Below are 14,212 nucleotides of genomic sequence, written 5' to 3' on the forward strand. Positions count from 1 at the left end.
ATCATGAAAAAGGCATTGGTGGTAGATGATTCGAAGTCTGAACAAAAGTTAGTTCAGGCTTTGCTCGAAAAAATGTCGGTTAATGTTGATCTTGCTGACAATGGCGAAGAGGCTTTGAGGTGGCTGCAAAGTAATGACCAGCCGGATTTGATCATGTTGGATATTGTGATGCCTGACATGAACGGCCTAGATTTGTGTCGCGAAATTCGCGAAACCCTTGGCTATGGGGATGTCCCGATTATTTTTTGTTCGAATAAATCCCAAGAGTTTGACCGGTTTTGGGCGCTGCGTCAGGGGGGGAATGCTTATTTGACGAAGCCCTATAGCCCTATGGATTTTATTAAGACTGTTAAGGAGCATCTCTAGGTTTGTTTTGGTTTGCGATGAATCGGCAACGTTAGGTTACGTATTGATGATGTCAGTGACTCTTCCGATAATGACGACTGATTATTTCCAAGTACGGCTTTATCCCCGTGGTGCTGCGCCGGGGTTGGGGCGATCGCGGTTATTGATTCCTTTGGGTGATATTGCGGAGATTGTCACGGTGCAACAGCAGGAAATCTGTGCATTACCCGGTGTGCCCCAAGGGGTGACTGGTGTTTTTAATCTCCGGGGTCAGTTGATTTGGACGATGGATTTGCGTCAGATGAATCGGACTTGGGTGTCTGAGTCGCGGCTGAATCCCCAAGGGAAGGTGATGTTGGTTTTGGTGACTTCTTCCCAAGGGCAAGTGGGTTGTATTGCCCAGGAGCTATTTGGTATTGCAACTTGTGATTCTGCGGCGATGGTGGGCATTACGCCAGATTTGCGTCGGGCCTATGTGTTTTGCGATCGCCAAATTGAGCAGGACAGAAATACAACGGGGGTGGTCATTGATACGGGACAGTTGTTTCGTCATTTGTCTCTGATGGCATAGTCCGGTAGCGAATGGTTTATTGACTAGCCTCTTTTTTGTTTGGATTTACGCTTTTACTCATTTCTTTCTGCATTTTATTAGCTCAATCACCTTAAGGATTTTTATGACGGCTACTACTAATATGCTCAATAATCAGCCTAATTACTCTCCGACAATTAAGTCTTTACAGGCGGCGATCGCCGTTGATCCGACGGATATTGTGACGAAGCTGAATCTCGCGAGTCAACTGGAAGAAGAAGGGTTTAAGCAAGATGCGGCTGTTGTGTATCAAGACATTATTGATAGTGATAAAGACGGCGTATTTGCGGCTAGTGCGGAGCAGGCGATCTTAGCGTTGGGGATTGACCCGACAGCAAAGGATGGGAACATCTCTGCGTCTCCAGAACCGATAACTGCCATAGCGAATCCTCAGATTTCCTATTCGGATGAAGTGCGGGGCTTAAAGCGTGAGGTCGCGGCCGATCCCACCGATATGATTGCCCAGATCAGTTTGGCGAGTGCCCTAGAAAATGAAGGCCATGATGGGGAAGCTGCCGATGTTTATCGCTATATTATTGCTAACGATGCGGACGGTGTATTTTCAGCGAGTGCCGAAAAAGCCTTGGAAAACCTAGAGGGGGCGATCGCCGCTCCAGCGCCCATTATTGAGCAGCCACCTCAGCCAGAAATTACGGTTGTTCCTGAAGTTAAGCCCGCCAAGAAAACAAAATCTATTATCCAGCGACCACAACCTAGTCGCTCTAGCAGTAATGGTGTTTTGGGTCGCCTGCGGGATCTGCCCATTGCCCAAAAGCAGTTTGCGGGGATGCTCCTTTCTAGTTTAGTTACCCTAACGGGCGTGGTCGGTGCAGGTATTTTGATTACGACAGCCTCTGGACGAGCACAGTTACGAGAACAAGCCATTTCAGAGCTAGCTGTCAACGAAATTCAATACGACATTAAAATCAACCAAATGGGCTTCGGTTTCCGGGGTCAGTCCGATAACGCTGCGGTCATTGAAGCCGCAACCCAGTACACTCAAACGGGGCAGGTTTCCCCAGATGTACGGGCTCTAGTAGACGGCATTCTCCAAAACGAGATTACAGCGCGGGAAATTGAATTTGCCACTTTGGTGGGAGCCGATAAACGTATCATTGTTAACGCTAATGCTGACCGGACTGGCGAACTCTTTGATCCCAATGGTTTGGTGACACAAGTCTTGGCAAATCCATCTCAGATTAAAACGAGTGAACTCATACCTTGGGAGCAAATCTCCGCCGAGCAACCCCCTCTCCCTGAAGGAACTCCCCAAGAAGCACAGGCTCTTGTTCGCTACACCGTGACTCCGGTGACAAGTGCCTCTGGTCAGGTGGTTGGAGCTTTGATTTCCGGTGATCTGGTGATTGAAGGCAAAGTTGCAATTCCGAGAGAAACGGTAAAAGCGTTTGACTCTGGCTACAGTGCGGTTTATCACATCAACAGTGATGGCTCTTTTAATCTATCGGCGGCGGCATCGGAAGTGCTTGAGGATACTGGCAGTGGCTCAGAGGAGTTGGTTATTCACACCAGTATTGACGAAGCGGATACATTGGCTCTACCAAACGACGATTTGCTGGTTGCTGCAGTGGCAGCCAATGGCGAGATTGTGACAGAGACGAAAAATGTCGGTGGACAGACTTATACGTTGGCAGCGGTGAGTGTCAGTAACAATGCGGGTCAACCGATCGCCGTGATGGTGCGGGGAACGCCTGTGGATAATTTGAATGCTCTACTTCGTAATAACCTAACTTTGCAGGTGAGTGTGGGTTTAGTGGCGATCGCCCTGTCGGCATTATTGGCAAGCTTACTCGGACGAGCCATTAGTCAACCGATTAAGGAGCTACAGGATACAGCAGAAGAATTTGGTCAAGGTAATTTAACAGCCCGAGCAGAAGCGGCATCGAAAGATGAGGTCGGTCTACTGGCTGAAACCTTTAATACGATGGCCGATGATATTTTGGCTTCTACCGAGGCGATTGCCAAACAGTCGGAAGCGAACGAGAAGGAGGCAGAATTCCAACGCTTAGAACGGGAACGCCTACAAGAGGGTGTAATTCGTTTACTGCTACAAATTGAAGAAGCCCGCCGTGGTGATTTGAGCGTCCAAGCAAAGGTAGATGAAGGGGAAGTTGGCTCCATTGCTGACGCCTTTAACGCCACGATCCGCAGTCTACGATTGCTAGTATCTCAGGTACAAAGCTCGGCAAACCAGGTCCATGACTCGGCGATCGCCAACAACGACTTGATTACCCAGTTGGCGAACGAAGCAACAGTCCAAGAAAAAGCAATCCAGTCCGCTGAACGTTCTGTTAGAGGCATTGCCCAATCGATTCAGTCCGTAGCAAAATCCGCCCAAGTGGCTGCAAAAATTGCCCGCCGCTCCCGTGTGGCCGCGCAGCAGGGTCAAGAAACCATGGACGAAACGGTAGAAAATATCGATAACATTCGGGCATCGGTAGCTGACACCTCGAAAAAAGCGAAGCGCTTAGCGGAATCCTCCCAAGAGATTTCTAAGATTGTCAATATCATTTCCGACATCTCCGAAAAAACGAACCTACTGGCATTTAACGCATCCATCGAGGCGACCCGTGCCGGGGAAAACGGTCAAGGTTTCCGCGTGGTTGCAGACGAAGTTCGTCGCCTAGCGGAGCAGGTCACCACGTCTGCCCAAGAGATTGAGCAACTCATTGGCGGTATTCAGGAAGAGACGGTGGACATGATGAAAATGATGGAAGAAAGTACTTCCCAAGTTGTCACCGGAACAGAACTGGTACGCAAAACAAAAACCACCCTCCAAAATGTAGCGCGCATTAGCCAAGAAATTGACAAAGTCTTGAACTCCATTTCAAAGGCGACAGTCTCCCAGCGAGATGCCTCCACGAAGGTGACAAAAACCATGCAATCGGTTGCCTCCGTTGCCCAAAAAACCGCATCGGAATCCCAGTCGATGTCTGAGCAGTTAAAGTCCCTCACCAACGTGGCGATCGCCCTTCAAGAATCCTCTTCCCGATTTAAGGTTGACTAATTTTTGTTGCGTCGTTTGCTTGAATTTTGCTAATTACGACCTGCCATTGTCCTAGACACCACCCCAATTATTTGCTGCCATGTTGGATGCCGCCAGTTTAAAAGCGATCGCCCTTGAAGCCCGCCATTGTTTTCTCTTGGAAGATGCGCCGGACTTTATCACTCTGTTTTACGGGAGCATCAAACAACTCAAAAATGAACTGGCTCAGCCTACTGGCGCAAATATTGGGGGCTTATATAAAGATCTCGTGCGTTCTGCCCACTCCATTAAAGGTGGTGCGGGTTTAGCGGAGTTGACCCCCCTAAATCAGCTCGCCCACAAAATGGAAGATCTCCTTGAGGCCATGGCAGAGGGGCGGGTTCAAGACCAAACAACGGGTTTAGAACTGGTCACCTTAGCGATGGAGGAGGTGCAAAATTGCGTTGATCTCGCGGCCTCTAGTGACGATAATCCGGGGATGTCCAGTGGCGTAACGGAGCTGACAAAAGCGCTGGAGGAATTTATCGAAGCCTCGGTGGCACCAGAAACGTCGCCGGATATGGCGATCGGCAGCTCTACGCCCAGTCAATTTATCATCACTTCCCTCAGGGTAGATCTCGAAGCTTGTGTCAAACGTTTAGAAGATCTATTGGTGAATCGGCCGACAGCCCAACGCCTTAAGTCTCACCTAACAACCTTGGCAGAGGAATGTCAGCTCTTAGGGGAAGCGCTCAGTTTGCCATGGCTACAGGATATTTCGCTTGTCATCACTCAAATGACCGCGAAGCCGATCATGCCTCTTCCAGAATTTGCCGCTTTGGCGATCGCCGAAATTCGAGCGGTCAGTCAAGCCTATTTACAAGACGTAGAGAATACGGACTTATCGCCTACCTTTAAACAATTTCAAGAAGCACCAAAAGTCACCGCTCCTCCCGAACCACCAACTGCCCCCGTGCCTGCACCCGTTGCAACAACCGCCCCAACCACGACCGCAACGACCCAGAAAAAAACATCAACCCTACAGGTGCGTATGCCCATCACCCAGCTCAACCGCATGGGTAATGCCGTCGGAGAATTGTTTATCGGCTACGAACAGCTTTCCCGTCACCAGCAGCAACTGCTCCAAGCGAGCCGTAATCTGAAACAACGAACCCAGCAGCTTAACCCCATTCGCGACGAAGTGGTAACTCTCTACGACCAACTGGCGATCGCCTCCCCAAAAATCACAACACCCAACGGCAATGGTCACAATCAAAACACAAGCCCAGAAGCAGCCGCCATCCTTGGAGAAGCCTCCCCTGACTCAGAATTTGACAGTCTCCACTTCGACCAATACACCCAAGCCCATTCCAACCTGCAGCAGTTTCAAGAGCTCATGGTGCAAGTCCAAGAAATCCGCGAAGATATCGAACTCATTCGTTGGGAATTTCAAAACTCCCTCGACAGCATGCGGCAGCAATTGGAATACCTCAACCAAGACCTCACCCAGTCCCGTCTAGTGCCCTTCGGCAAATTAGCACGGCGCTTTATTCAGTCCCTTGAAACCCTGAGCCAACGCTATCCCCAGTCAGCCCAGCTCAAGATTGTCGGTGAAGATGTCCTCGTTGACCAAGCGATTTTAGAACAATTACGCACACCGCTAACCCATCTCATCCGTAATGCCTTTGACCATGGCATCGAACCGCCAGTCCAGCGCCGCCAAGGGGACAAGCCTGAAACCGGAACAATCACCCTCTCCGCAAAGCTCCTCGGTAATATCGTCGAAATTGAAGTTAGTGACGATGGTAAAGGGGTCAGTGTTGATCGGGTTTGGGAAAAAGCCGTTGCCGTTGGGTTACACAGCCCAACAGAGCGCGATCGCCTCAGCGAGAACCAAATTTTAGACTTTATTTTTGCCCCCGGATTTTCGACCCGACAAAAAGTGAGTGACCTCTCCGGGCGAGGCATGGGTTTAGACATTGTCCGCCTCGAACTTGACCAGCTTAACGGCACAGTATCCGTGGATAGTCGTGAGGGGCAGGGGACAAAATTTACGATTCGAATTCCCCTAAGTTTTAATATTTTGCCGTTACTGCTGTGTCGCTGCCAACAACAGGTTTTAGCGCTCCCTTCGGTGAATATTTCAGGTGTGGTTGCCCTCGTGGGTAAAAATGCCACCGCAGAGCCACCCGATCATCTTGATTGGCAAGGCTCTCCCCTAAAGCTTCATCCCCTTGACGAGCTATTGCCCTATACCCAAAGCAATGTTTTCCTCCCCCCAGACCAACGCCCAAAACCCACGATCGCCGTGGTTGTCCGCCAAGGAGATCAGCCCCTAGCCATTACCGTTGACGAGATTATCGGGGAGCGGGAGCTGGTTCTAAAAGCCCTTGACCGGACAGTGACCTATCCCCCTTATATTGCGGGCTGTACGGTGTTGGGTACAGGGGAAGTAGTACCTGTATTAATTCCTGATGCCTTCGACCACTTGCTCAATGCACCAAAACTCGACAAGCTCACAACCCCACCGCCAACGGTGGCGCAAAATGTCCAACGGCAACCCTCTATTTTGATCATTGATGATTCTGTGGCCGTCCGTCGTACGTTAAATAAAATGCTGACCCAATGTGGTTATCAAGTGCATCAATGCCGCGATGGTAAAGAAGCTTGGAATTTTCTCAACCGTTCGAATCAGACCTTTGATCTGGCCATTTGTGATCTGGAAATGCCGGGTTATGACGGTTTTACCTTGCTTCAGATGGTGCGGGGACAGCAGCAATGGGATAGCTTGCCTTTCGTGATGTTGACATCCCGTGATAATGATCTACACCGTCAAAGAGCGGAAAGACTAGGAGCCAGCAATTATTTCACGAAACCCTTTAACCCTATCCAGTTTTTGCAGGCGATCGCCGAATATGTTGACTAATCTGAGTTTTGCTGAAGAATACTCGGAAATGCGACGTGGCGAAAGGGAGAGCGAGGGATGGGGCGATTGTTCATTCAAACAATTCTAGGAGTCAAAAAATGCGAGTTGCCGTTGATGTCCCGTGTCTCCTCCTCTCCATGTCTCCCCATCCCAATGTCCCCATGTCAAGGCATTGAGATAACTCTTTAACCCGAACTGAAAAAAAAAGATTTTTGTGCGGCCTTGTCTTTGCGTCTTCCTTGCTTGGCATCGCTTTAACGGTATCTTCCTCTGGCAATAAGATAAATCTTGAACAAGTTTTGCGTCGGCTAAACCGCAGAAACTTTAATCTTGGCGATCGCCCGTTCCACCTGTTGCCGTAGCCTCACATTACAGGGATCAGCTAGAAGCGCTTTACGAAAATAAGTGCGCGCTTGGTGGTCTTTGCCTTGGCGCAACAGTAGCGATCCCCACGACAAATAAATAATCCCCTGCCATTGCCGTACCTCCACATCATGGGGTAGACGATTAGCTAAACCATCCGTCAGGGCGATCGCCCGCGCAAATTTTTCTTTACGTAGACAAGCCTGAAGGGATTGATAAGTTTGCCATTTAAGGCGGTGTTCTAGTGCTGTTAATTCGTGGAGAACACTGGCTCTTGGTCGTTCAACTTGTTCTGCTTCTCCTAAAGCCGCGTTCGGAAAAACACGCATTAGTTCTCGATAGGCACGATTAATCTCAATAAACTTTTCCTGAGCTTGGCGATCGCCCCCATTGACATCAGGATGGAACCGCCTTGCCAAACGCCGATAGGAAGCCTTAATCGTCGAAAGTTCAGCATCAACCCGTAGCCCTAAAATTTCATAGCAATAGAGGAGATTCATAAAATACATTTAAGCGGCTCTGACCTAAGAATACAGCAAAAAAATCGCCTCGAAATAATTCAAAATCATGATTTCTCCCATAGATTCATCCATTAGACAGCACTAACTAACCAGAAATTTCTGTCTGGGTGCTGAAGCCCGCAAAATCTCAAGATCGATAGGATACAAATATCAAAATGCACCACTCACCATCCTCTGCCATGTCCTCCCCTGCCAACCCTTCAGCTTCAGTGACAAAAATCCTGACAGAAGTGCGTGAGTCAAAACATTTGATCACTTCAAATCGCCATAGCCTAATGGCAGCAATCTTTGACGAGACTCTCCCAGAACAAGACCGCCAAGAAATCACTCACATTATTCACAACACAATGCACGGAAACATTCAAGTGGCACAACCCAAAGGCATTTAACATTTTCCTCACCCCCTAACGCTCTGTTCCCACGGCTAGATCTTCATTCATGGCTTAAAGTAAATCCCATCAAATCCTTAGTGACAAAAAGTCGTCAGCATTAGCCATTTCGCGAAGCTCGACCCAAAAACCAGTTATATTCGTTGCTGTAGATCGCTGTTCCCATAAAACCGTTGATTAATATTTCCGTTAAACTTTTCGCTATTTACCAAGAAACCTACCAGCAAGACCAGCTCGAGTTGCAATTGGAAGATCAAGCAACAGTAAAAACCTTGGCGGATCATATTTTTAGTGAGCACCCAGAATTGCAAGAATGGCGCAACGTTACTCGCTACGGTGTGAATATGGCATTTGTTGACGAAAATACTGTCCTAAAAGATGGTGATGAAATTGTCTTCATTCCCCCCGTTAGCGGCGGCTAAACTAAAAAGATCATGAATTCTATGGTTAATGACGCAGGTGAGAAAAAATTATCGAAACTATAGGTCACATCTAGATTATGAGCCAACCGATTACGATTCTCTTTTATCCAGAGATGCCAGAGCCAGAATCGACGGCCTATCAACTCTGCACATATTTAGGCTATCGGCTCACTAATAACCCGACTCAAGCTTTTGATGTTGCTTTTAAATATTTTGATGCAACTTTTTTTAGTGCTGATTTATTAGATGTTTTTGATGATATTCACGATGATGTGATTAATGGCCACAGTTTGGATATCAGTAAAAATAGAGTCGGCGAAGTCTTTCAATCGGTGTTTGGCTATGACATCAATATTAATCCTGTGTCAGATAGGGGTCTAGGGTTTCAAAAGTCTGATATTAATCGTTGGCGAGATGGGGAAATGGTGCAGTTACCGTTGGCTGCTGATGTTGTAGATCAAGATGTGGTCTATCAAAAGTTTGTTGATACTGAAACTGACGGTGAATATGTGGATATTTCTGTGCCGATTTATGATGGTGTCATTCCTTGTGTTGTTCTCCAAGCTCGTTCCCATGTCAAGCTCACGGATGCTGCAAAGACTGTGTTAACAGTTAAAGAAACTGTCTCGATTTTTTCTGAAGCTGAAATTCAACAATTGACGAGATGTGCCCAGGGGCTGCGGTTGGACTATGGTGAGTTTGATGTGTTGCGCGATCGCCATGATGGCAAAATTTATATTGTTGATGTGAATAATACGCCCTGTGAGTTTCCCCAGGGGCTGACTGCAATGGAACGGGAATTATTGCTAGAAAAGCTAAGTAATGCCTTTGTTCCTCTCATTGCAAAGCGACTGTAGGACAGTGGGTTGTGGAATTTTTGGTTTTATTTTTAATGTTTTAAATCGGTGTTCGCTCGTGGGGAGATAAGTTTAGTCTTGTGGAGCAAGCCACTGGTAGAGAACTGCTCGTAAGGTTTTGGCTTTGATGGGTTTACTTAGGTAATCATTCATGCCTGCTGCTAAACATTTTTCGCGATCGCCTTTCATCGCATTGGCGGTGAGGGCAACAATGGGAATATTGCGATAATGTTCACCGGTTTCGCCGTTGCGAATGCGTTCAGTTGTTTCGTAGCCATTCATTTCGGGCATGAGGCAATCCATCAAAATTAGGCGGTAGGGTTGGTCTAGGGGAGACTCCCGTAGTTGTCGGAGGGCTTCGTAGCCTTGGGTGGCAATGTCGGAGGTGAGTCCCATTTTCTTGAGGGAACTTTGAATCACGAGTTGATTGACGCGATTGTCTTCAACGACTAGAAGTTTGGTGTGCTCTGGCCATTTAGGTGGTGTAGTCGGTGGGGGGTTGACGGTTTGGTTTGGCTCTAAAGGGGTGGGTGTTGTATTTTTTGCCGTGGTTAGTTTGTCAAGATTGCTTAGGGTTTGGGCGAGTTCTAGGGGGAGTATCGGTTTGGTGAGATAAGTATCTGCTGCTGAGCTGCTAATGGCTTGATCGGCGGTGAGATTGGCGATCGCCGTCATCACAATAATGGCAAAATTTGGATTGGTCGGCTGCACCATGTCTTTGAGTGTTCGACAAAATTGCTCCCGGTCGCAGTCTGCAATGGTGTGGTTGATCAGGGCAACATTAAAGGGAGTGGTATTGCTGCGTTCTGTCACTGCGGCGATCGCCTCCACACTACTAGCAACAGCCGTCACTTTGATATCCCACGCCTCTAATTGCGATGACAAAATTTCACACAGTACAGGATTTCCTTCTACCAGTAAAACCTCTAAAGGGAGTCCCTTGGGAGTCTGGGATTGCCCAGAACCCTTACTTTGCTGAACTTTGACACGAAACTCAAAACAACTACCTTGCTTCGGCTCACTCCGTGCAGTGATGTCGCCGTCCATTAGCTCACAGATTTTTTTGGTGATGGTGAGACCCAGCCCCGTGCCGCCATATTTCCGGGTCGTACTAGCATCGAGCTGGGTAAACGGGTGAAATAAGGCCTGCAATTTATCAGCGGTAATGCCAATACCTTGATCCGTGACACTGCCCACAAGCCATAGTCCCCTGGTATCTTCGACGAGGTGACTGGTCAGAATAATATTGCCCCGCTCCGTAAATTTCACAGCGTTACTCAAAAGATTAGTGAAAATCTGTTGAATGCGACTAGGGTCACCATTAATGACGGAATTGTCGAGCCTGCGCAAATCAACAATCAGCTCTAGACCCTTTTCTTGGGCTTTGAGGGCAGTCGTTTTCACAATATTTTTAATGAGATGATGTAATTCAAAATCAATGTGCTCAAGGTCAAGTTTGCCTGCCTCTACCTTCGAAAAATCTAAAATGTCGTTAATCAAAGAAAGTAAAGATTCTGCACTAGACTGGGCGATCGCCAGGTGAGATCGCTGCTGTTCTGTCAGGGGTGAGTCATGGAGTAGTTCGAGCATCCCGACCACGCCATTCATGGGAGTCCGGATTTCGTGGCTCATATTCGCCAGGAAAAGACTTTTTGTTTGAGCCGCACTTTCCGCCACTTGTTTTGCCTGAAGTAATTCCGCTTCGGTGGTTTTATAAGCTGTAATATCAAAATTCACCCCCAGAACACGAGTGGCAGACCCCTCTTCATCTCGTAGGACAATGGCATTTCCTTTGAGGTAACGCGTCTCACCGTCAGGGAGGATAATGCGGAATTCTGATTCTAGTTCGTTAATATTTTTCCCCTGAAAAGCGCGCGTAAATAATCGACACATCCGGGGGAGATCCTCAGGGTGAACCCGGTCTGTCCAGTCTTTGACCCTCCCTTTGAAATCTGCAGGACTAACGCCATAAAACTTGTACTGTTGCGCATCCCAAATGAGGCGATCCTTGGTGACATCGTAATCCCACAAACCGATTTTCGCGCCACGGGTGGCGAGGGAAAGTCGATAGCTTGCTTCTTGGAACTGTAGCTCGGCATATTTGCGATCGCTGACATTGCGCGCAATCCAAAGGACTTGGTTGTCATTGAGAACGGAACAACTGGCACTAAACCAAGTTTCTTGTCCACGAATATCGATGGCATATTCACAGGTTTGGGTTTTGCCCAGCCTTAGGGTTGTTTGAATGCAGTCTATAAAGAATTTGACTTTTTCTGGTGGAAAAAATTCGGTCAAATTATGTCCGAGAAGGTCTGTCTGGGGACGAATTAATTGCTCGACTTTGGTTGAAATAACTTTGCGGTAGTTGCCTTGGGCATCAAAGACTAGGACGATATCATCCATAGCAGCAAATAAACTTTTAAATTCTGCTTCCGATGTTTGTAAGGTTATTTTGGCGTTGTGGTAGTCGGTGATATCGCGGGCGACCCACAGTAGGTGACGATCTGGCAAGATTGAACAAGTGGCGGAAAAGCGTTTTTCGGTGCCATTGATCGGCAGTGAATATTCAAATTGCTGTGAACTGCCAGCGGCCATGGTGCGTTGGAGGCAATCGATAAAATATTGTGATAGTTCTTGCGGAAAAATCTCGTCAATTCTTTGTTCGATAATTTCTGTACTTGGACGGTATAAATTGTCTGAGTTTTTTGAAATAATCTTGAGCTGGGCTGTGTCGAAATTTATTAAAAAAACAGCGTCGTCCATGGCTTCAAAGAGTGTCTGGAGTTCGGCTTTTGATGTTTGTAGTTCTTGTTCTATGCGATGGCGATCGCTAATATCTGTAATCAGGAGATAGCATCCTTTTACTTGGTTTTCCTCGCCAAAGTCAGGCACAAAAGTTGCGGTGATATGACGTGTTTCTCGATCTTCATAGTTGATTTCGGTTTCCCAGTTGGCGGTTTTGCCTGCTAGGACTTGTTTGATGTGGGGTAAACATTGGTCATATTTATCCTGCCCAAAGGCTTCAAGTATTGTGTGGCCGATAATTGTTTTTAAAGGTTGTTGAAACCACTGACAATATGTTTGGTTGACAAATTGGTAGCGTTCTGAAGCATCGAAATAGGCGATCGCCCCAGGAATTGAGTCAGTGATCAGTTGTAGTTGTTTTTGACTGGCGGCTAATTGTTCAGTACGCTCTGCTACTTTTTTCTCTAGGGTTGCGGTGAATGCTTGCAACGCTTCATCGGTACGTTTGCGTAAAAGCTCTGCCCCAGCCCGAGCCGCAAAGACTTCTAAAACATGGCGAATCATCTGAGCTGTGCTTGGCTCTAGGGGTTTGGTATCCATGACGCAGATATGACCAAGTGGCTGACCCTCTGCATCCTGAAGGGCAATCCCAATATAACTTTCAGCCGCCATTGTGATCAGGTCATCATCCTCTGGAAAAGCGCTGGCAACCGCAGTTAAACATTGGAAAAAACGATCGCGCAAAACAAATTCGCAGGGGGTATCGGCGAGTGGGTAGGGAGCCATTGCTTTGATACTGCCCTGTTCCCAGTATGCAAGATTCTTTAATCGGTCTTGGTTTTCTAATTCGGTAACGAAAACATAGGCCATCCCTGTGGCTTCACCGAGGTGGTGTACAAGGGCATTAAAAAAATCATGGCCGGTGACTGTGGCTGTACCGTCAAGAATATGGGCTAAAACGGTTTCAAAGGTTTTTCGCTGTTGAATATCGGTAATGGAGCCGACGTAACCAACCACATTGTTATTTTGGTCTGTTTCGGCTGCGACGGAGCGACCATGAACCCATGTTTCGGAGCCATCGGCTTTTTGAAAGCGATATTCCAAATCAAAGGGACGATTTTCGGCGGCGGCGGCGTACCATTCTGCTGCAACTTTCTCGCGGTCATCGGGATGTAGGGCTTGACTCCAGCCATCGCCAAGGGCGCGATCGCCGGGTAGACCGGTAATGTCCGACCATCGGGAATTCACAAAGGTGCAAAAACCATTGGCATCGGTTTGAAAAATGCCCATGGGCGATGAATTGACGAGGAGATGATAGAGCTGAGCATCATGCTCAATGTCGCTTTGTTGGTCATTAAGTTGACTGGTGTTCTGGGGAAGTGAGCTGAGATAAGCCAATAAATTCTTTTCTGTCAAAAGACCGATAAAATTTTGGTCCACATCCAGCAGTGGCAAATGGGAAATTTTTTCTTCTTCAAAAAGTTTTTGTAGCGCTAAGCCATTGATCATCCCGTCAACGGTATGGGTGATGACAGGGGCGCTCATCACCTCGGCGATCGCCAATTGCCCAACGTTTTGGCACACTAAAACATGGTTGACAATATCCCGGCGCGTCACAATGCCAACTAATTTTTCTGCCTGGAAAACGAGCAAACAAGACGGTTGTTGCTGTTGTTGAAAAAGGGCGATCGCCTCAGAAAAAACAGCCCCAAGCATTAACCTGAGAGGTTTTTTGATCAGCTTTAAATTTTGTGGAATCCAGCGAAAATCGTAGGTGTCAGCAGGCATTTGCGACAGGGTTTAATAGAGATAGACGGAAAAAAGAAAAATGTATGACCAGCGCCTAACTGAACTATCAACTATTTGATTTATAAAAGACTTCAGGCCTTACCTAATCTGTAATTATCTTACCTTTGATTAATCTAAGAGGATAATGTCGTGGTCGCTATCAGTTCATCATTTGAACTATCTATGGACACAATAACTATCACCATCCCTAGGGTGAAAAATAAAAAAGAGACCTTAACCTTATGGCGTAACGTTAGATCTCTTTTGATGAACTTTCTGCAATT

Annotated in this window: 9 protein-coding genes; 7 read left to right on the plus strand and 2 right to left on the minus strand. The window is 47.4% G+C overall.

Annotation, left to right across the window (positions count from 1 at the left end; translation table 11 throughout):
* The first annotated feature begins 3 nt into the window (after positions 1–3).
* From NIES208_RS03415 to NIES208_RS03430, 4 genes are all read left to right on the plus strand, one after another.
* Positions 4–366 carry a response regulator gene (locus NIES208_RS03415; protein WP_075889741.1) on the plus strand — a complete coding sequence of 121 codons (363 nt, stop codon included), beginning with the start codon at positions 4–6 and terminating at the stop codon, positions 364–366.
* Positions 367–436: 70 nt separating this feature from the next.
* Positions 437–916 carry a chemotaxis protein CheW gene (locus tag NIES208_RS03420; protein WP_075889743.1) on the plus strand — a complete coding sequence of 160 codons (480 nt, stop codon included), beginning with the start codon at positions 437–439 and terminating at the stop codon, positions 914–916.
* Between the two features lie 103 nt (positions 917–1,019).
* Complete coding sequence (locus NIES208_RS03425) at positions 1,020–3,959, plus strand: methyl-accepting chemotaxis protein (RefSeq protein WP_075889745.1); 2,940 nt, start codon at positions 1,020–1,022, stop codon at positions 3,957–3,959.
* Between the two features lie 79 nt (positions 3,960–4,038).
* Entirely contained in the window at positions 4,039–6,843 is a 2,805-nt protein-coding gene (locus NIES208_RS03430) for a hybrid sensor histidine kinase/response regulator (protein WP_075889747.1), read from the plus strand.
* Between the two features lie 308 nt (positions 6,844–7,151).
* On the opposite strand, the gene NIES208_RS03435 is transcribed toward NIES208_RS03430, so the two are convergent.
* Positions 7,152–7,706 carry a J domain-containing protein gene (locus NIES208_RS03435; protein WP_075889887.1) on the minus strand — a complete coding sequence of 185 codons (555 nt, stop codon included), beginning with the start codon at positions 7,704–7,706 and terminating at the stop codon, positions 7,152–7,154.
* Positions 7,707–7,906: 200 nt separating this feature from the next.
* Here NIES208_RS03435 and NIES208_RS03440 point away from each other — a divergent pair, with 200 nt between their 5' ends.
* The 3 genes from NIES208_RS03440 to NIES208_RS03450 all read left to right on the plus strand — a co-directional run bounded on the left by NIES208_RS03440 (position 7,907) and on the right by NIES208_RS03450 (position 9,395).
* Positions 7,907–8,116 (plus strand): hypothetical protein, encoded by a 210-nt coding sequence (locus NIES208_RS03440; protein ID WP_075889749.1) that lies wholly within the window; start codon positions 7,907–7,909, stop codon positions 8,114–8,116.
* A 173-nt stretch (positions 8,117–8,289) separates the two neighbouring features.
* Positions 8,290–8,538 carry a molybdopterin converting factor subunit 1 gene (gene moaD / locus NIES208_RS03445; protein WP_084176520.1) on the plus strand — a complete coding sequence of 83 codons (249 nt, stop codon included), beginning with the start codon at positions 8,290–8,292 and terminating at the stop codon, positions 8,536–8,538.
* Positions 8,539–8,615: 77 nt separating this feature from the next.
* Positions 8,616–9,395: a hypothetical protein gene (locus NIES208_RS03450; RefSeq protein ID WP_075889753.1), complete on the plus strand. Its 780-nt coding sequence runs from the start codon at positions 8,616–8,618 to the stop codon at positions 9,393–9,395.
* 72 nt (positions 9,396–9,467) lie between these two features.
* On the opposite strand, the gene NIES208_RS03455 is transcribed toward NIES208_RS03450, so the two are convergent.
* A complete protein-coding gene (locus tag NIES208_RS03455) occupies positions 9,468–13,928 on the minus strand; it encodes a PAS domain-containing protein (RefSeq protein ID WP_075889755.1) in 4,461 nt (1,486 codons plus the stop codon).
* Positions 13,929–14,212 lie beyond the last annotated feature (284 nt).

Source organism: [Limnothrix rosea] IAM M-220 (assembly GCF_001904615.1).
GTDB lineage: Bacteria > Cyanobacteriota > Cyanobacteriia > Cyanobacteriales > MRBY01 > MRBY01.

What these genes read in the sequence shown, in the direction of transcription:
- NIES208_RS03415 (WP_075889741.1), top strand. Translation starts at nt 4, where the DNA reads ATGAAAAAGGCATTGGTGGTAGATGATTCGAAGTCTGAACAAAAGTTA.
- NIES208_RS03440 (WP_075889749.1), top strand. Translation starts at nt 7,907, where the DNA reads ATGTCCTCCCCTGCCAACCCTTCAGCTTCAGTGACAAAAATCCTGACA.
- NIES208_RS03420 (WP_075889743.1), top strand. Translation starts at nt 437, where the DNA reads ATGACGACTGATTATTTCCAAGTACGGCTTTATCCCCGTGGTGCTGCG.
- NIES208_RS03455 (WP_075889755.1), bottom strand. Translation starts at nt 13,928, where the DNA reads ATGCCTGCTGACACCTACGATTTTCGCTGGATTCCACAAAATTTAAAG.
- NIES208_RS03450 (WP_075889753.1), top strand. Translation starts at nt 8,616, where the DNA reads ATGAGCCAACCGATTACGATTCTCTTTTATCCAGAGATGCCAGAGCCA.
- NIES208_RS03430 (WP_075889747.1), top strand. Translation starts at nt 4,039, where the DNA reads ATGTTGGATGCCGCCAGTTTAAAAGCGATCGCCCTTGAAGCCCGCCAT.
- NIES208_RS03435 (WP_075889887.1), bottom strand. Translation starts at nt 7,706, where the DNA reads ATGAATCTCCTCTATTGCTATGAAATTTTAGGGCTACGGGTTGATGCT.
- NIES208_RS03425 (WP_075889745.1), top strand. Translation starts at nt 1,020, where the DNA reads ATGACGGCTACTACTAATATGCTCAATAATCAGCCTAATTACTCTCCG.